We start from the raw sequence: 18,090 nt of genomic DNA, 5'->3' as shown, positions 1-18,090 counted from the left end.
CTACAACCATCCCTTGGATTTCAAAAACTTATCTGGAATGCGAAGCTCAATTTCTGCCATGATCCCTTTTAAGTAGCTGTCCCAATCTTTTATTTCACCAAAAACTATCATACTTTTGCCGCCATTCAAAGAGGCTCCGTATCGCTCACCTACAAAAATAGAAAAGCTACAAAATCCTCTATCATAGTTGAAGAATATTAAATAATAATCATACGCAACAAACCGAATTCCAAATCGCTGATACGGTAAGTACTCAACAACATCCACAATTTTTGGCTCAGTGATACGCTCACCAAATACACTTTTGATTTTTTCACTAGTTTCCAATGCTAGTTGAAATATTTGATTCTCTTCCATAAAAACTCCTTCTATTCTTTATAGCCAGCCCTTGGCTTTTAAAAACTTGTCTGGAATGCGAAGTTCAATCTCTGCCATGATTTCTTTTAAGTAACTATCCCAATCTGTTATCTGGCTATAGACAGCTGGCTCTTTAGTAAGGGATAGCTTCACTTCTTTCGATAAAACAATAAAGAATTCACAGAGATCACTTTCATAATCAAATTCAATCGAGAAGTAATCGTAAGCCTCAAAGTCTAATTTAAAAGTTTGATGACTGGGTTCATTAACATAATCGTAACCAGTAATCGTATCCACTCTTTCTCCAAATACCTTCCTTATTTGCTTTCTAGTTTCTCTTGCGAGCTCTAGCATATCGTTTATTTGCATACTCCGATCCTCTTTCATCTTACTACCATCCTTTGGCTTTCAAAAACTTGTCTGGAATGCGAAGTTCAATCTCTGCCATGATTTCTTTTAAGTAGCTGTTCCAATCTGTTATCTGGCTAAATACGACTGGCTCTTTAGTGATTGACACCTTCACTTCTTTTGTCAAAACTATAAAAAACTCACACATGTCATTTTCATAATCAAATTCAATCGCGAAAAAATCGTAAGCCTCAAATTCTATTTTAAAAGTTTGATGACTGGGTTCATCAACTATATCGTATATACAAAATGTTCCAATTCGCTTGGCAAACACTCTATCCAATATATCGCAGAATTTATCCGCTAAAATATCCATTTCATTTTCAAACATTGCAATATACCTCTTCTTTTCTACCATCCCTTAGCTTTTAAAAACTTGTCGGGAATGCGAGACTCAACTTCTATCATGAGTTCTTTCAAGTATTTGTCCCAGTCTCTAATCTCACTATAAAAAGTTGGCTTATCCCCTTTGTTCAAAGAAGCACCGTAACGATCACCAATAGAGATTGTAAATCCACAAAAATCAGCTTCATAGTTAAACATCATAAAGAAATAATCATACGCTATAAATTCAAGCCTAAAAGCTCTGTACTGCGGATATTCAACAACATCTACGATTTTCGGTTCAGTGATGCGATCACCAAATACACTTTTGATTTTTTCTCTCGTTTCTTCTGCTAGTCGAAGCATTTTATTATCTTCCATTCGATTCCTCCTTTTCTCTTACAACCAGCCCTTGGCTTTTAAAAACTTATCTGGAATGCGAAGCTCGAGCTCATCCTTGATTCCTTTTAGGTATTCATCCCAATCTGATATCTGGCTGTAAACAGCTGGTTCTTTAGTCAGGGATAATTTCACTTCTTTCGTTAAGACAATGAAGAACTCGCAGAGGTCATTCTCATAATCAAATTCAATAGTAAAGTAATCATATGCCCTAAAGTCTATTTTAAACGCGCGATGGTTGTCTTCTTCAACAACATCATAAATGCCAGAAGAGTCCACCTTATGATCAAAATAAGTTCGAATCATTCTGCTCGTTTCTACAGCAAACTTCTCAGTTTCATTTAATTCCATACCACTATTCTCCTCAAAGACATCATTTCTCTAAAATCTATTTGATCAATTCTTTAATAAAACTTCTGCTCTATCTGAATCTAGAAAGTCTTTCAATAGTTGCAAGGTGTGTTCAACAGACTTTTTATCACGGCCATACACTCTTTTTATGCTTTTGTCATCAATTATCTGTGACAACAATGTGACTGAAAATCTCTGTTCATCAGCTTGAGTGAACCAAATGTTAAACAAGCCACCCTCTCCAGCTTCTAATTGGGTATTTTTACCAGTTGATGATATCCCCATCGTCATATGATAACCCTTATACATGAACGGAAAATTAAAATTTTCATCTTCTCCTTCATGAATGGCAATCGTATCAAGGTCAATCGAAAAAATTTTCTCTAAAGCTTGTTTGACATTCTGATAACCCAAACTATCTCTTGTAGGTAAGTAACCTTCGCTCATTTACGAGACCTCCACATATTTTCGAAATTCTCAAACTTCTATTACTTTGATAGAGTCAAATCAACTATTTTCCCCGTTTTTATATCGACTTTTAATCTTCTGCCATAAAAATCAGTCGCATAAAGCCAGCCATCTCTCAAAGTCATCTGTTCAAAGGGATAAATATTATTACTGTATCCACTATTATCAATCTTCCAAACCACATTTCCACTAGCATCAACTCTTAAAATGTTATTCTTTTCAATCTCATTATCAAAAGGAATCTCTAATAAAACAATACATCCATCACCTAGTTCAATGATATTACGGATTTCAAATGTAAAAGATTTTATAACTTCACCATTTACTATTAGCTGATGTTTTTTATTTTCTAGCACTGTATCCACCTTTCATCTGAGAATTCCTACGTTAAACAGTCTTTTAATCGTTTCTTCGTCTTCGTGTTAAATCAATATCCAGCACATAGCTAATCCTGTAACATAGCTAAAAACTCTGTAAAGTTATTTGCTACTAACTCTATAGCTGGCTCTAGCTCGTAGGATTCCTCGTGGTACCAGATACACATGCTTGGATTTTCGGAATCCTCGACATAATTTAGACAAACAAAATCACCACCAAACAATGCTGCTATTGGGATTAGTTGCAATCCGACATAATCTTCATCAAAAATAATGCGACCTTCCAATTGTGTACTCACAACTCCGATATCATAAGCCTCTTCTGCCTTCTCACCTGAAATAGCTAGTATGGCTAAAAAGTGCTCGATTACTTTCTCATTATTCCCAAAATGAAAATACCGTTTTGACGGAATCAATCCATTCTCATTCTTTATAAATTTCTTATAATCATCAGGTAGTTTAACTCTCCACGCTACTTCTCTTTCATGCAATAAGGCATCAGTTGGCATAGGGGAGATGATTGCTTGTTTTTTCTGAGTCATATTTTCAGCTTCTTTCTCTATTTAAAATCTTTATACCACTAGCTCTGAGAAATTAATCAGTCTCTTCCTTGTCCCATAATGGAGAGGAATACATCTTACCCATTCCTTCCTGAACATAATAACGATTGAAAAAAATAATATCTCCTAAAAGTTTTAAAAATTTCTCTTTTGCTTCTGAAAAGTCTGTAAAGTTGAAAATTCCCCCCTTACTTGCTCTATCCATGGTAGCGTAGACATTGTAGACTTGCTTAAAATCGTCATATTCGATTACCACTTCCCATTCACCAGGACCATATTCGTTAAAGATAGAATACCTCAAACTCTCGTAACCTAAATCTTGAATAGCTGATAAGAGTTCTTGCTTTTCTTTATCTAAATTTTTCATACATTATCTCCTGCAATTAACCATCAATCCGCCTTTTCATTGTCCCAAAGTGGGGAAGAATAATACGGTTTTTTCCCTATCCGTACTTTTAATTGATTAGATTTTACAAAATGTTCTAATCGTTCCAAAAAAGCTATTTTTGCGTCTTCAAAACGAGTAAACTCTATCGTATTCCCCATCACATATGATCTATCATCTCGACCATTAATCATAAATTTCCCATCTCTATAGAATAAGTGAAATGCCCATGGAAATTTTTGTTTTCATCAAAAAGAACATACTGTAAGCTCTCAAAATGTCGTTTTTTAATCTCTTGTTCGACTATACATTTCATGTTCTCAATATCATTCATCGATTTATCCCATAATGGAGAGGAGTATTCTGCACCTATACCCTCGTCAACATAATATCTATTTATGAAAACAACATTTTCAAGAATTTCTATGAAACGACTCCGTGCTTCTTGAAAGTTTTGGTATGAATCTTTTCCATTCGTACTTGCTCTGTCCATTGTCGAATATACTTCATATACTTCTAATTCAGGATTATATTCTATTCTTGTTTCCCACTCCCTTGGGCTATGATCGTTGAAAATGGAATATCTCAAACTCTCGTAACCTAACTCTTGAATGGCTAATAAAAGTTCAGAACGTTCTTTGGATTCGTCTCTCATCTTTGGGTAATCCTCTTTTTCATCCCATAATGGTGATGGATAATATGGAGGGTGTCCAGTTTGAATTTCAAGTCTATTTAACTGGACAAAGGTTTCCATTTTTTTGATAAAAAAATGTTTTGCCTCCTCATAGTTCTCAAATTCCCATGATTTCCCAATAATATAGGAACGATCATCTCGACTATTAACTAGAAATTTATTATTTTTATAATACAGGTGAATAGCCCAAGGCAAATTACTGTCCTCATCAAATAATGCATAATAAAGATTTTCAAAGCCTTTTTCTCTGACTTCTTTTTCTACATCTTGTTTTAACAAATCAAAATTTAAATTCTCATTCATATTTTTATCCCAACTGACAGTTCATCTATACAGAGTTACAACTCCCATCACTATCACTCAATAATGGAAAACCGTTCATTCTCTTGATATTTTTGATTGAATTTTTCCAGCTACTTCATTGGTTTCATTTTATACCTTCTTTTACTTAAGTGGCGATACATAATCATCTGGAAGTTTGCCTCTCCAGTCAATCCATTTTTGTTCAGCAAGTGGAATTAATGTCTCAAGCTCTTCCTGAGTAAATAATTCCCAACTCTTAGGACTAGCTATTAAAGGAGTTAAGCCTTTTAATATAAATTGTTTCTCACTAGCTTTCTTTTCTTCTTCCGTCGGTGGCCAACAATCGTTCCGAATCTTCCAAGATACTTCTAGTGGTGTTCTCTCCCCACTCTCTAGTAAGGAAAATAAGTCATTTGGTAATTCATAAACCGCTAACCAAGAAGCCACGGTTCCTTCTTCTAAAACTAAATAATACTTGTCCTCATTTTTCCAGATGGATTTCCCGTATCCTTCAACTTCTTCAAACTGGATAACATCTTCCCATTGTAGGTTTGTTGGTTTCATTTGTATTCTCCTAGTACAAGTTATTCTCTCAACCAGAATATCATAAAATCAGGTTTCTATTTCTCTTCCTCAATAGGCTATGCCATCTTTTACCCTTTTTCTAGTTTCTAAATCCAAATTAAAATAAAAATCACTTCGACCAGATTTATCAAAACAATCCTCTTTAAGAGCTTCACACACAATTCTCAGTTTTTCTTTACTTATCTCAGAAATATATAGCATTGTAAATCCTGCAGGAGATTCAATTTGGTAGATTTTTTCACCTTCTAAATTATAAACCCCTAGTTCTGATGGAACATCAAAATCGCTGGATGAGCGAAATATGCTCAAGATACGCTGACATTTAGGGCTAAAGCGAAGACAATGTAAATGATGAAAACTAATCTGTTGCTTCCCATTATGATTCCAATCTAGGGTTCCTTCAAGTAGATTTTGTTGCCCTAACAATTTTCCTTCTAAACTAAAGTAGAAAATGATATTACTTACAAAGTTTTCTCCATTATAGACGACAACAATGTTCTCATCTTTATTATATTCCGCATGAATGATATCTGGTAGTTCTATCTTTATTACAGAATCATCCCACTCCCATGTGAGCATCTGTTCACTGTAATCGATTTTCATCATCCTTCTCCTACTCTAACTCAGATAAATTCGATCTGTATTGTTTGCTCAGTCATCATGGAATCCACTTCCTCGACAAGTTTATCTATCTCGTTCTGTGTGATACGAATATGGTTGTATGGTGGCTCCCAATTCTGTATACTTGACCTATATACAGTAAAACTTCCATCGGTCAACAATTCTCCCTTTGCTTTTAAAACATAACCATTTTCATAGTCAAATGTGATGATAGACCTTGTACCAGAAATTTTCATTTTTCTTCCTTTTCTTATATTCCTTTTAGACTAAACTTGTAGAGCATTCATAGTATTTTTATTTGGTATTTCAGCATGATAGAACTACCTTGAAAATCAATGTTAACGTTTTCCATTATTATACCATACAAGCGCTTGATATGAGGGGTTTGCTAGTTAAAAACTAACAAAAGGAACACTGGATAACCAGTGTTCCTTTTGTTTCTTTATGTTTCTTTACGCTTCTTGAACGCACCTATTCATAATCTCTTAAATTCCCTGTTTTATACTGTTCAACCAATTCCCATAGATTATGAGTAGTTAAATCTGGTACAAAAATAAATTACTTTTTTAAATGTACTCATAAATTATCCCTTCGTCACTTATCAATTTCCCCCAACTCTCTCAACCGTTCCTGTCCCCAATTCAACATTTCTTCCTCCACCTTACTCCATTTTCCAAATAGGCATTCTTGTAGAACTTCTGCTGCTGAGGTTCCGTCTACTTGCGAATCATAAACACACGATTGATCTCTTTGATAAATTTGAATTTGATTAAAAATTTTGTCATTTTCTAACTCTCGTAAGTTATCAACTAAATGTTCTACAATTCCATCATGGTGCTCTTTGGGAGTCGCCCTTGCTTGACTAGGATCTATGGCGTAGAGCTCCTCATAACGAATCAAGGTACTGAGATAAGACAATTCTGGCTTGGTCGCAATCAGTGCAAGTGAGACTTGATATCCTCTAGTTGCCAATAATTGGGCCGTTTTTCGGGGAACTTCTGTTGTTCTCAAGGTACCCTCGATTAACAAATGATAACCTTTTTTACTCAACTCATCTACAAGATATTCAACCATTTGTCCCGCAAACACTTTGGTATAATCTACACTATCTTTGCCATACTTTTCCTGTAGGCCAAGGTAGTTCGGATGAAAAGAGCGATAACTATCTCCATCAATGATAATGATATTACCTTGAAATTCCCTTTGTTTAATACGATGAATCGTTGTTTTCCCAGCACCACTCTGTCCACCGAGCAAAATAGCCTTAGGATGAGATGAGGTTGTTTTACCACGAGTTAAAGAACGAACGAGTCGTCTGGATGCTCGTTCAAAATCATCTTGACTAAATTCTTCTAGTTTCATTAAGCCACCACCAGATGACTAGCTTGTTCTAGCATACGTTCAATGCCATCCAAATAGCCATTAAATCGCTCTATATCCTCAAAAGTTGCAACAAGATAAATCCTCGTGTTAATTAAATCAGACAAATCATCGCTCATTAGAACCCAAGGATTAGAAGTATCATCAAATGCAATTCCTTGCTCATCTTGAAAACGATAAAGTTGCGCTAAGATATTCGCCCCTCGTTCTTTAATCACTTCAATTTTCAGGGTCAACTGGTAATCTTCTACTGGTGTGAGCATCTTTTCCTCTCCTACGATATCGATATAGGAAACATTAAATTTCTGGCAGATACGATCTATTAATTCTGTCGAAACTGAACTTGTTCCATTTTCATAACGACTTAGGCTATTTCGAGAGATACCAACAATCTTTGCGAACTCAGGCTGAGTTAGGTTATGTGCCTTGCGTAACGTTTTTATATTTTCTCCAATCATGTAACTCCTCCTTTTATTTATTTCTATTATAGCACAAAAAATAAAAACGCACCAATTTTGGTGCGTTTTATCCAGATCTAGCTGAATGAAATAATTCATCTGTTACATTGTTGGCAAACCAATCATCTAATACAATGGCTTTATCAAATAATCTATCTTATCTATTTTAAAGACAAATTTACCACAAAAACACACTGAGATACTCGTCCAAGTATATTTATTTCATTTTGGATAACTTCATCAATAAACTTAAGCGTTCATCATTTTTGAGCTCTGATAACATGCAAATCAACCGCTCATATCCAAGTTCTTTCTTCTGCTTGATTAATGAGTTCATCACAGCCACCAAATCATCTGGCGTAAAATTCCTTAAGTAAAGTGTAATATAACTTCCACTATTAGAAAATAGGCTAACATGAATTGCGTTATGTTCTTTTTGTCTAATTTTCATTCCTCCTGTAGACTCCCTAATATAGAACTCATACACTGTCTTTTTGGGGTAGCAATCAAATGAGTTTTCGAATTCTCTGCGATTTTTATAGAGAATATAGTTAATGAGTGAATAATATTTTAGAAACATAGTTGTTTCCTCCTAAAATGTTTTTACAGTTATAGTATGCCACAAATCCCAATTTATAAAAAAAATAATTAAGAAAAAACGATAAAGATATTGTTTCACTTATTGAATTTTTTGTAGTTTTTTCCTCTTTCTCTCATCCCTCATTTATTTTGCAATTCTAATTTTTCTGTGTGTTTAGCGTTGACAGAAACGTATGTGTAAGTCACGCTAAACACACAGTACTAGGTAAAAGTGAATAACGTAAAAAAACCTTATCCTAATTTTTTTATTTTATGATTTATGGCATACTAATAATATATAAATAATTGATTGAGTAGAGACGTAACTAATATAGCTACGTTTTTTATGTTTGAAAGGAGGTAGCTATCGTGGAAACAGTAGGTTTAAGCTGGGTTAGGAAAGAACCAGTTTTGTATTTCATTAACTAAAAAAGAAATGTATAGATAATAAAAGAAATGTCAATGGCAGTTTAAAAAAATCTTTTTTAGATCATAACAAAGTAAAAAATCAAAGTATAAAAACTAAAGTAAATAACAAAAGTCTTAAAATCAAATACAAAAACTAGCTTAGCTCAGTCGCTAAATTCAGAGGATTTAAACCTGAAAAAGACTAACAAGAAAAAACAACAGATTTTTATCTGCAAGATGGAACTCTACATCTTATTTGAATTGAGTCAACTTGTCATGTTGTAAAATGACTTGGTTATCTTCTTAGCCATCAATTAAGAAGCGCCCTCAGCAAAGGGAAGATACTACATCAGTGAATATAAGCTTAAGTCACTGCACTACTTCAACTTGAATAAAAAAGACCTTAAGATTTTTCTTAAGATCTTCTTTAAAAGTAGACAATATACATATAGAAAGGAAAGAACTATGGCAAAGAAGAGACGTAGTCGTGCTGAACGACGAGAAGCTAAAGAGAAAGCTAAGAAACAACAGATAGATTCTCTAACTACTTTCGAAGGCCGTAAACAATTCGTCCAATCAAAAGGACTAACTAATCTAGTCACGCGCTTTAAAAAAGGAAAGGGTATCAAGCGCAATGAATCCAAAAAAACGGGAGAGGACATTCATTTAATCCATACCGACCGCACTCTTCATAACTACGCTGGTTCCTGGAGCAGATTCGCTTCCTTTGTTGCCGCAACAGCTACTGCCGAAGATTTAGAAGCTCTTGATAAATCTAACGATATTGAGGGATGGATTGACTTAGTGAATCAATACTTAGAACATTGTAAGAAATTAGGGCTTTCTGCTCCAACCCAGTCAACCTATAAAGCAGCATTAGCCAAAGTTTTAGGAGTACCTTCTACCGCTTTTATTGCAACGGATATTCGATATCGAGCCGACAAAAAGAATAATCGTTTGAAGTCTAATGAAGACAGGATGTCTGAAGAAACAAATAATCGCTGGTTCTCAATCGTATCTGCCACTGGGTTACGTAAAAATGAATTAAAAGCTATTACAGGTGATTCTCTACATCAACGTGAAGATGGTCGATACTATCTTAAAATCATTGGTAAAAAGCATAAATCAAAAGGAGCACGAGATCGTTGGGTTCCGATTATTACACGAGACAAAGAAGAATTAGAGAGGCTTGTTGAAGAATTTAAACTAGCTGGTAAAAAGCGTGTGTTTCAAGTTCCAACTGCTTTAAAACCTCATAAATATCGTGCAGAATACGCAAAACGTCTTTATCTTCTTGTTGCGCGAGATCCCAAAGATATCAAAGATAAAAAAAGAAAAAATTTATCTACGAGGCGAATTAAAAGGTGTTGTCCTTGATCGAAAGGCTTGTTTAATTGTATCACGTGCTCTCGGACACAATCGACCAGAAGAGTTTCAAAAATCCTATGCATATAAGTTAATCGCACAAGCAAACTAAGTAACTTTTTCCAAACATTATGATATATCTCTCATTAAAATTAAAAAATTCAACTAAATAAAAATCGTACTGAAAGTATTGATCTTTTTCTCAACATCCTAAATTTAAATGAAAAATAAAAAAATTTTTTTAGAAAATAAATAAAGTAGATAAAAACTTACTTTTTCCTTCAAAACCTTGTTACGACGCGTTTTTAAAGCACTCTTAATTGAGTGTTTTTTTTGTTTTTTAAAAAAAAATCCCATTTTTTTTTTAGGCGTTTTCGGAAAGATTTGTGGCATACTAACTAATGTAAAAAAATAAGGAGGTAAATAAATGGAAACTTAATAAAATAAACTAACCTTTAGAAAAAGATGTTGATCTTAGCCCAAACAACATACTTTACCAAAATACTATGTGAAAGGAACTTAATAGAATGGCTAGAAGAAAATTAACACCGGAAGAAAAGGAAAGACGTTTAGAAGAAAAAATCAATAATGAAAATAGTATATTAGAGGTTCTCTCATCAAAGTCTTGTTTTGCTGGAATAGATAAATGTAAAGTATCCCTACAGGATTTTTCTGTAGAGCGTGTAGAAATTAAGAATTTAAAGCAGGACAGTTCATGTAATCTAAAAACCTCTATAGATGGAGAGTTACTTGGTTTAGATATTAAATCAGAATTTTTTGGGAAAATCACTATTTCTTTTGATACATCAGATTTTAAAACACCCTACTGTTACATTGAATTAATTCACGGAGGTTTAAATTTCGAAACGGTTGGTATTGAGGGGATTAAAAATAGATTAGCAAACGCAATCGATTTTATTAAAAATAATTACGGTATTATCATTACATACTCGACTGCCCTCTTTCTCGAAATTGAACTTGCTTATACTATTGCCTTTGATAAAACTCCAAACCTACAGCTCAGAAGTTTTCTACACAAATGTCTTTCATCAGGAAACCCTCCTAATTTTGGAAATGAGAAAAGTAAAAAGAACAACTATGACTATCCAATTTTGAGTTGTAAGATTAGTAATGAAGAATTAACTGTTACTTACGATAAAATTGAAAAAGCAAAAAGAAAAGGACAAATCAGAAGAAATGGTTCAAAACTAGATAATATTAATGTCCAAAGATTTGAACTAGTATTAAAGAAAAATAAAATAGAAAAATTTTTGGGAACCAATTCCTTAGATTTGCTGAATGATGCACAATTGATAGAATATTTGGAAACAAAACTTCATTCAACAATAAATGTGTACATAAAGTTAATTGAAGAATCAAGTATTAAAACTAAAAAAGTGATTCAAGATGTATATAACAAACACGGTCCTAAAAATTATATTAAAGCACTTTTTAATCAAGTAAATAACCATTCTCTTAGAACTTTGTCTCCTTTGGTGTTAGATGAAGAAATTATAGCATTGACGAATATTAGTCCTTTCAAAAATAAAGCTAGAACCAAAAGAACAATAATAGAATCCTTCCAAAATAGCGAAGAAGATTATTCTGAAAAAAACGAGACTGGATTAATGATTACTTGGCACGTTCGAGATATATTTAAACTATTTTATGAATCACTAGAAGTTGCTAGGGAAAAAGGGTTAGGATGTCATAAGGATACTACATCGGCTCATACATATAAACACGTTTTAAAAGATTATCCATTAGGTTATAGGAATAATATTTTCGACGAAATTATAAAATCTAATACTCGAAATCAAAAAAATAAAATTAGAAATCATGTTTTAAAAGAATTTCCTGATAAAGATTTAGATATCAATAAAAAATAACGCAAATTAAATAATAACTTTTTTATATTTATGGCTGTAAACCTTGATACAACAACTAACATATATTTATATGTAAACAGTTTGAGTTTAATATTTGAGAAAGGAAATAGATATGTGTAAATTTTTTAGAACAAAAAAAGAGCTTGTTTCTAAACTTTGGTCGGTGTCAGAAACAAACTCAAAATATACTAGTAATAATATCTATTACCTACTTCTATTATCGCAATAAAATTTAGAAATTTCAAGAGGATTATTAATTATGAAACAAACAATGAACAAAGAAGATTTAATTAAAATGGGTTACAATCCCTATACTGCCATTTCAATTATTAGACAAGCTAAGCAAATTATGGTACAAAAGGGATATGCCTTTTATAATAATCGACGTTTAGGGCATGTCCCAATCGTTGCTGTTGAAGAAATTTTGGGTGTTTCACTTCACAAGGAGGAATAATGCCAAAAAATCAACAGAGAACTAAATTTCCAGGAGTCTATACTGACAAAGACGGAAAATTTTTTATTCAAACCGAATTTGGTATAGATAGAGTAACCGGGAAACGTGTACGAAAGAAATCAAGGAAAGATCAACACGGAAATCCATTTAATTCAGCTTCAGAAGCATATAAGGAATTAACTCGGCTGAAACATGATTATCAACAATCTCAAGGTTATTCTAACTACCGGATGAAATATCGACAATTTATGGAAGAACATTATATTCCATATTATAGAACAACAGTTGAGCACAGCACATTTTCAGTTCGAGAGAAAAATCTTTTACAGCTTTGTGATCGTTTTGGTGACACTACACTTCGTTCGATTACACTCGAACAAGTCCAGATGTTTCGAACATGGTTACTGACTAGTCAAGATGAGGATGGTGCCGGATATTCACAAGGATATGCTAGCCTCATCTTTGGCATGTTTAGGAAATCATTGGACTATGCTTTGCAAATGGGATATGTGGAAAAAAACATTTCTAAGCAATCTAATGCAATTCCTAAAGGGAAAAGTAATGTCCCATATTGGACTAAGAGCGAATTTGAAGCTGTTATTTCACAAATTTACATTGAAGATGTATATGAACATTTAAACTTCGTGATGATTTGGGTATATTTCATGACTGGCGTACGTGTAAATGAAGGTTGTGCCCTTCAATGGAATGATATTGACTTTGATAAGCAACGCCTACGAGTTCATCATATGCTTATTGTTAAAAACAAAAAAGAATGGACTCGTAATTCCCATTCGAAAACTAAAGACGGCAAAAGGATGATTAGTTTAGATAAAGATACTATTGATGTGTTAAAAAAATGGCGTAAAGCTCAAAAAAAGATTGGACTAGGACACGAGAATGATTTTATCTTTTCATACGATGGCTTACCTATGTTGAAATCTACAATCTCAAGGATTATTAAAAGGTACGCCAAGATTGCTCACGTAAAGCCTATCCAAGCGAAAGGTCTCAGACACAGTCATGCTTCGCTACTAATTAATGAATTAAATGCTACTGTACTTATTCTATCAAAACGTTTAGGACACTCTTCTCCTGAAATCACATTGAAACATTACTCACATCTATGGGATGGCGCTGATGAAGTTATCACTAATGAAATGGTAGGAATTATTAATGTTTCTTTCCCATCTTCTAGCTTAGTACATTTCAACGGGAACCAATCAATTTCAAAATAACATTCCCACCAAAAACCCCACCAAAGAATCACTAACTCCTTAAAAAGCCTATTATATAGCAATTCTCAAGGAGTCTGCAACCGTTGAGTGGGAATAAGAACTATGCAAAAACCAGCTAGAATCTAGCTGGTTTTTTGTTATATTTTTAAAGACAGTCTTATTGACCTAGCAGGCCCTTAAAGAAATTGACGATTGCATTCCAGATATTGCTAAAGAAATTACCGCCATCTTCAAGAAGTCCGTTTGCATCAAAGTTAAGATTGATATTATTGAATGTGTCGCCAGCCTTTGAAACAATACTGTTTTTTAAGTCGGTGAGCGTCTTTGTGAAATCAGAATTTGTGATGACTCCACTATTTGAAAGATTTACTGCAAAGTTAATAATTAGATTAATTTGGTCAGCTGTGACTGAACTGCTGAGACCGTAATTTTTCAGTGTTTCTTCAACGATTTTACGGACATCAGCTTCGGTCAAATTGCTGTTATTCTTTTTAGCATTAGCAACAGCTGTTTTAATATCTGTCAGTGCCACATTCAGCTTATCGGCATCGTAGCCTTCCTTACCTTGGTTTTCAGCATTGATATTTGAAAGTGCGGCTAATTCTTCCTGAGCCAAGTCTTTATTTTCCTGAGGAACACTAGCTCCATTTTCCTCCAGCGAGTAATAAATACCAGCTAGGGCACTTTCTCCAGTCACAGGGATAGGTGCTGCTACTGTAATTTCTGCATGCTGTACTCCCAAGGTGACTGCTGCATTGCGATACATATCCTCTGTAACCTTGGTGATGTTTTGCGGCGTAACAATCTTGACTTGAAGCGGCTTCTTGTTGCCCAACTTCTTAATCTTAACAGAAGAATACAGCTGCAAACTAGGATCATTTGCTACATTCATAATCTTTGAATAGACATCAGGTGTCATTGTTTTCAGAGGTTTAGAATCACTCGATGCATTGTAGCCTAAGAGCTGAAGTGTTTGCTCTTTTTGACTGTCATCCAAGGAATAGCCCAAGACATACTCAGGCTGAACATAGGTTTCGTCAATGACTTTTTGAACGTTTGTATCAGCAGCTGCGGTGGATACAGTAAAGAGAGTAGCTACTAGAGCTCCTGCTGTCAGTAATGTTTTCTTAAATTTCATTTTACTCCTCAATCTATCTCTAAACAATAAGGTTTTAGAGAAGCTTTGATTATAATCAGCGGATTGCGCTGTCATACTAAATTAGGAAAGGAAAACTTTCCATAGAACAAAATAGTATAAAATGCTTAAAGTTTTCTTATAGACAGAGAATAGCCTGCATTTCTTAAAATCATTTGCCCCAAAGAAAATCAATCAATAATCTATCTACTTCTGGATTTTCATGCAGCTGGCTATGCTGAGCTAGAGGGCCAGTCACTCTCTTTTCCTGATAGGACTTAGCATTGTCGATTACAAGATACTTGAGACTGCGAGAAGAAACGTTTAAAACAGAACCATCTGATTGATTTTTAAAATCTCCATAGATATTGAGAACATCCACTTGATCTTGCGGATAAATTTCGCGCAAGCCCAGAAGTTTTTGATAGCTATTACTCATGGCGCTAGGCTGCCCTGTATGGTTGTCTAGAATGGTCAAATTAGCTGGCAGATCCATCCCCTCCAAACCATTGACATGATTGGCGATATTTACCTGCTTTTGTAACTTTGGAAACTCTTCATTCTGAGCGTGCTCTAATAGGTAAAATAAAATAGACATATTTCCCATAGAATGCGAGACAAAATTCATCTTTTTGAAAGCATATTTTGCTTGCAACTTTCGAACAACTGCTGCTGCATATTCTCCGTCTTGGGCATAATTAGCATTTCGATTGTCCTCGAACTCAACCATGACAATTGGATTGATAGCATCTTTTGGTATATCTCCTTTAAAGGTTACTTGAGCATGACTATCAACTGTAGCTGTGATGATGGTTTGAGTAACTCCAGCTTGCCTAGCTGCCTCTACCATATGCTTTTCAGCATTAGCACTTGAGCCATAACCATGGAAAAATAATGTCGGAGTCCTTGATTGAATATAGTCCCTACTATTTAACTCTCTTGTTTGTAGCTTGGACACTAGAAATAAAGTAACAAGAACAACAAACAGAAAAGTTGAGAGTGCAATGATAGATCGTTTATTCATTTTCCACCTCCTATCTTGTATAGATTAGTATTATAACATTTCTGTTATTTGTAGACAAATAAAGGAATTGTATTCAATTTAAATCACATCATATCATTTAAACCGAATTATATTATCACGAATATGTTTTATAACGAATTTATCCAGCTGCTGCGCGATTTTGTTCTATTTAAAACAAAACGTGATTGATTTGCGGGAGTTCCAGCTTATGCGAGCTTGTCGTCATACCTTCCCTCATAAAGCTTGTGGGCCTTTTGAGTGTACTGTCTAATGAAATCCGTTTTAGCAGCCGTATAAGCATCACGATTGTGCTCGTAGTTTTTCCATAAGATTAATTTCAACTGCTCGTAGTCTTTGGCGACAGCTGGATGGTCTTTCAGATAGTCTCGAAAATAGAGTTCATCATGGTCTCCGTAGTAGCGAAGATGCAAGTGGAAAACTCGTTCAGCAAAGCCTTGCAGCGTATAGCCCTTGTTAAAAGACATGCGGCCTTCTGACTCTGACATAAGCAGGTAGCCATGCTCCAGCAATTCGCTCTTAATGCTCTCCATATCTTCACTTCGAGGAATTTCTAAAAGAATATCAATAATCGGCTTAGCCCATATCCCCTCAATAGATGTAGAACCAATATGATGCATTTTATACAACTGATTTGCTGGCAAAAAACTTTGTATTCTTCTGCTTTCCTCCGTATACCAAGCTGTCCAGTCCTTATTGTGCTCCTCTAAGAAAATCGGGAATAGTTGCCATAATTCTTCTAAAGACATATCTTCTAGGTTTTTGGCCATGTGCCTTCTCCTTTCTTTATAGAAAATAAGAATCAAAGTAAAGACTGAGAATTATATCCCAGCCTCAGTTTTTATTACCAATAAAGCAAGCCATAAGTCAGTAAAACACTGATCATGCTAAAGAGTGAGCCAATCAGATAGTATTCTGCAAAGGACTGGCTTTCAGAAATTTTATTATAGCGAGCGATAGATTTGGCTGTGAAGACCAATCCAATCGCTGTAAATTGTCCGAAAATAAGGGAAAGTCCCATAATCAAGCGCTCCAAAATCCCAATCATAGCACCAGCCCCCGCAATAGTCTCTCCACTGTCTTCCCCTGCCTGATACTTGCTGAAGAAAAGTTTAAAGAGGATATTGACTGGCTTACCAGTAAGGGCGAAGAAAAAGAGAGCCTGCAGCATGAGATAGCGCTCAGACAGCCAATTAGGAGCTGGAATTTGCTGCTGCCCTAAGAGAAAATAAAGAGCAAAAATGCTCATCAGATGCAAGAGCTGATCCAGTAAAAAGGCAGACTTTTTAGAATGGTGACGGACAATTAAAGAATTCAACCTATACTTCAAGAAATCAATAAGCGCATGGCTGAGCCAGACCAAGCCGAAATATAGCAGATGCTTAGGTAAAATGATCCCCAAGAGCAACAGAGGCAAGAGAACGATTCCCAAGTTGAGAATCAAAAAATTTAACCGCCGGCTTTTGAGATCAGCCATCTTCTAACTTTGCAGCTGAAAATCAGCTAGCACATGAGCCAGCAAAGTCAAAACAAGAATCGAATTCTGCATGAAAAATTCTGAAAATCCCATGAAATTTGTCATTGTTCAGCCTCCTTTGCTGCCTGTAAAATCATTTTCATAGCTAAACGGCGATTTCTCAGATAGACCTTTAAACCAGATGACTTCAGCCGCTTACTAAGCGCACTTGGACTAATCTGCAGCAACTCTGCTATTTCTCCGTGAGAAAAATTTTCATCATAAATGTATTCCATGAGCATCCGCTCCAGCACCTCTCTCTGGCTAGCATTCCACTTGCTCTGGATAAAGGACGCAGCCGCTAGCACCGTATTAACCGCCTGACTGAGCTCCTCATCGCCCAAGGATACAGCTATACGGCTGCTGCCGTAGTCGTTCTTCTCGTGAATAGCCTCAATGGCTGCGCGTGCCCTCCAGTAGGCCGGTCCGTCCGCACCAATACTCTGCTCCCGATTGATGTCCGTCACAATCTCCCCCAGCCCAAGCCCGAAGCGAATTGGGTGAGGAAAGCCCAAGGCAATCTGATCAAGGAGCTGCATAATCTCTGGATTAGGTCGCAGCAAAGCCTGAAACTCATCTCCAGTCGTTACCGTGAAAGGTGACACCAGATAATCCTGATAATCCTGATTTAGCACTGCCATCATGTCCTGCAGGTCCTTCTGAGCCTGCTTACGATTTTTCAGCTGTTTGGATTCTATTAAGTCTCCAATAAGAGCAATATAAAGCATAGCAAACCTCCTTTAAGTCCACTATAACGGAAAATTCTTAAAATGTCTATTATAACGGAAAATTTA

25 protein-coding genes and 1 pseudogene are annotated in these 18,090 nt (G+C 35.1%); 4 read left to right on the top strand and 22 right to left on the bottom strand.

Going from position 1 to position 18,090, the window contains the following annotated elements; genetic code table 11:
- From I872_RS04410 to I872_RS12215, 17 genes are all read right to left on the bottom strand, one after another.
- Window positions 1-357 carry a hypothetical protein gene (locus I872_RS04410; protein WP_015604944.1) on the bottom strand — a complete coding sequence of 119 codons (357 nt, stop codon included), beginning with the start codon at window positions 355-357 and terminating at the stop codon, window positions 1-3.
- 18 nt (window positions 358-375) lie between these two features.
- Complete coding sequence (locus tag I872_RS04405; protein ID WP_041826800.1) at window positions 376-726, bottom strand: hypothetical protein; 351 nt, start codon at window positions 724-726, stop codon at window positions 376-378.
- Window positions 727-748: 22 nt separating this feature from the next.
- Complete coding sequence (locus I872_RS04400) at window positions 749-1,096, bottom strand: hypothetical protein (RefSeq protein WP_041826799.1); 348 nt, start codon at window positions 1,094-1,096, stop codon at window positions 749-751.
- 20 nt (window positions 1,097-1,116) lie between these two features.
- Entirely contained in the window at window positions 1,117-1,470 is a 354-nt protein-coding gene (locus I872_RS04395) for a hypothetical protein (protein ID WP_015604941.1), read from the bottom strand.
- An 18-nt stretch (window positions 1,471-1,488) separates the two neighbouring features.
- On the bottom strand, window positions 1,489-1,839 hold the full coding sequence (locus I872_RS04390; RefSeq protein ID WP_015604940.1) for a hypothetical protein: 351 nt from the start codon (window positions 1,837-1,839) through the stop codon (window positions 1,489-1,491).
- Window positions 1,840-1,884: 45 nt separating this feature from the next.
- Entirely contained in the window at window positions 1,885-2,286 is a 402-nt protein-coding gene (locus tag I872_RS04385) for a hypothetical protein (RefSeq protein WP_015604939.1), read from the bottom strand.
- A gap of 41 nt (window positions 2,287-2,327) precedes the next feature.
- Complete coding sequence (locus I872_RS04380) at window positions 2,328-2,663, bottom strand: DUF7957 family protein (protein ID WP_015604938.1); 336 nt, start codon at window positions 2,661-2,663, stop codon at window positions 2,328-2,330.
- Between the two features lie 89 nt (window positions 2,664-2,752).
- On the bottom strand, window positions 2,753-3,226 hold the full coding sequence (locus I872_RS04375) for an SMI1/KNR4 family protein (RefSeq protein WP_015604937.1): 474 nt from the start codon (window positions 3,224-3,226) through the stop codon (window positions 2,753-2,755).
- A gap of 52 nt (window positions 3,227-3,278) precedes the next feature.
- On the bottom strand, window positions 3,279-3,611 hold the full coding sequence (locus tag I872_RS04370; RefSeq protein WP_015604936.1) for an Imm59 family immunity protein: 333 nt from the start codon (window positions 3,609-3,611) through the stop codon (window positions 3,279-3,281).
- Window positions 3,612-3,634: 23 nt separating this feature from the next.
- The gene (locus I872_RS12420) at window positions 3,635-3,823 is read right to left on the bottom strand and encodes an Imm59 family immunity protein (RefSeq protein ID WP_015604935.1); all 189 of its coding nucleotides are present in this window, start codon (window positions 3,821-3,823) and stop codon (window positions 3,635-3,637) included.
- Window positions 3,820-4,626, bottom strand: coding sequence for an Imm59 family immunity protein (locus I872_RS12415; protein WP_015604934.1), 807 nt, complete (start codon window positions 4,624-4,626; stop codon window positions 3,820-3,822). The genes I872_RS12420 and I872_RS12415 overlap by 4 nt, the downstream gene beginning before the upstream one ends.
- A 141-nt stretch (window positions 4,627-4,767) precedes the next feature.
- Window positions 4,768-5,190 carry a hypothetical protein gene (locus I872_RS04350; protein WP_015604933.1) on the bottom strand — a complete coding sequence of 141 codons (423 nt, stop codon included), beginning with the start codon at window positions 5,188-5,190 and terminating at the stop codon, window positions 4,768-4,770.
- A gap of 69 nt (window positions 5,191-5,259) precedes the next feature.
- The gene (locus tag I872_RS04345; RefSeq protein WP_015604932.1) at window positions 5,260-5,814 is read right to left on the bottom strand and encodes a hypothetical protein; all 555 of its coding nucleotides are present in this window, start codon (window positions 5,812-5,814) and stop codon (window positions 5,260-5,262) included.
- Between the two features lie 20 nt (window positions 5,815-5,834).
- Window positions 5,835-6,068 carry an Imm74 family immunity protein gene (locus I872_RS04340; protein WP_006145693.1) on the bottom strand — a complete coding sequence of 78 codons (234 nt, stop codon included), beginning with the start codon at window positions 6,066-6,068 and terminating at the stop codon, window positions 5,835-5,837.
- Between the two features lie 358 nt (window positions 6,069-6,426).
- Complete coding sequence (pezT, locus tag I872_RS04335; protein ID WP_015604931.1) at window positions 6,427-7,194, bottom strand: type II toxin-antitoxin system toxin PezT; 768 nt, start codon at window positions 7,192-7,194, stop codon at window positions 6,427-6,429.
- Window positions 7,194-7,670: a type II toxin-antitoxin system antitoxin PezA gene (gene pezA, locus I872_RS04330; RefSeq protein ID WP_015604930.1), complete on the bottom strand. Its 477-nt coding sequence runs from the start codon at window positions 7,668-7,670 to the stop codon at window positions 7,194-7,196. Before pezA ends, pezT begins: the two co-directional genes overlap by 1 nt.
- Window positions 7,671-7,887: 217 nt before the next feature.
- Window positions 7,888-8,121 carry a hypothetical protein gene (locus I872_RS12215; protein ID WP_231069238.1) on the bottom strand — a complete coding sequence of 78 codons (234 nt, stop codon included), beginning with the start codon at window positions 8,119-8,121 and terminating at the stop codon, window positions 7,888-7,890.
- A gap of 1,001 nt (window positions 8,122-9,122) precedes the next feature.
- Between I872_RS12215 and I872_RS04320 the strand changes: the two genes are divergently transcribed.
- The 4 genes from I872_RS04320 (at window position 9,123) to I872_RS04305 (ending at window position 13,603) form a co-directional block, all read left to right on the top strand.
- Window positions 9,123-10,034, top strand: a complete 912-nt coding sequence (locus tag I872_RS04320) for a site-specific integrase (RefSeq protein WP_015604929.1) — start codon at window positions 9,123-9,125, stop codon at window positions 10,032-10,034.
- Between the two features lie 515 nt (window positions 10,035-10,549).
- Entirely contained in the window at window positions 10,550-11,911 is a 1,362-nt protein-coding gene (locus I872_RS04315; protein WP_015604928.1) for a hypothetical protein, read from the top strand.
- Between the two features lie 259 nt (window positions 11,912-12,170).
- Entirely contained in the window at window positions 12,171-12,365 is a 195-nt protein-coding gene (locus I872_RS04310; protein ID WP_015604927.1) for a DUF3173 domain-containing protein, read from the top strand.
- A complete protein-coding gene (locus tag I872_RS04305) occupies window positions 12,365-13,603 on the top strand; it encodes a tyrosine-type recombinase/integrase (protein ID WP_015604926.1) in 1,239 nt (412 codons plus the stop codon). Before I872_RS04310 ends, I872_RS04305 begins: the two co-directional genes overlap by 1 nt.
- Before the next feature lie 157 nt (window positions 13,604-13,760).
- On the opposite strand, the gene I872_RS04300 is transcribed toward I872_RS04305, so the two are convergent.
- The 5 genes and pseudogenes from I872_RS04300 to I872_RS04280 form a co-directional block, all read right to left on the bottom strand.
- The gene (locus I872_RS04300) at window positions 13,761-14,741 is read right to left on the bottom strand and encodes a DUF1002 domain-containing protein (RefSeq protein WP_015604925.1); all 981 of its coding nucleotides are present in this window, start codon (window positions 14,739-14,741) and stop codon (window positions 13,761-13,763) included.
- A gap of 169 nt (window positions 14,742-14,910) precedes the next feature.
- Entirely contained in the window at window positions 14,911-15,762 is an 852-nt protein-coding gene (locus I872_RS04295) for an alpha/beta hydrolase (RefSeq protein WP_015604924.1), read from the bottom strand.
- Between the two features lie 206 nt (window positions 15,763-15,968).
- The gene (locus I872_RS04290; RefSeq protein ID WP_015604923.1) at window positions 15,969-16,550 is read right to left on the bottom strand and encodes a GrpB family protein; all 582 of its coding nucleotides are present in this window, start codon (window positions 16,548-16,550) and stop codon (window positions 15,969-15,971) included.
- Window positions 16,551-16,624: 74 nt separating this feature from the next.
- Window positions 16,625-17,362: pseudogene (locus I872_RS04285) on the bottom strand (DUF3307 domain-containing protein).
- Entirely contained in the window at window positions 17,359-18,024 is a 666-nt protein-coding gene (locus I872_RS04280) for a SatD family protein (RefSeq protein WP_015604922.1), read from the bottom strand. Before I872_RS04280 ends, I872_RS04285 begins: the two are co-directional and overlap by 4 nt.
- Window positions 18,025-18,090: the final 66 nt, after the last annotated feature.

Origin of the sequence: Streptococcus cristatus AS 1.3089 (genome assembly GCF_000385925.1) — a bacterium.
Lineage (GTDB): Bacteria > Bacillota > Bacilli > Lactobacillales > Streptococcaceae > Streptococcus > Streptococcus cristatus_B.
This window is presented reverse-complemented; position numbering and strand designations above follow the sequence as displayed.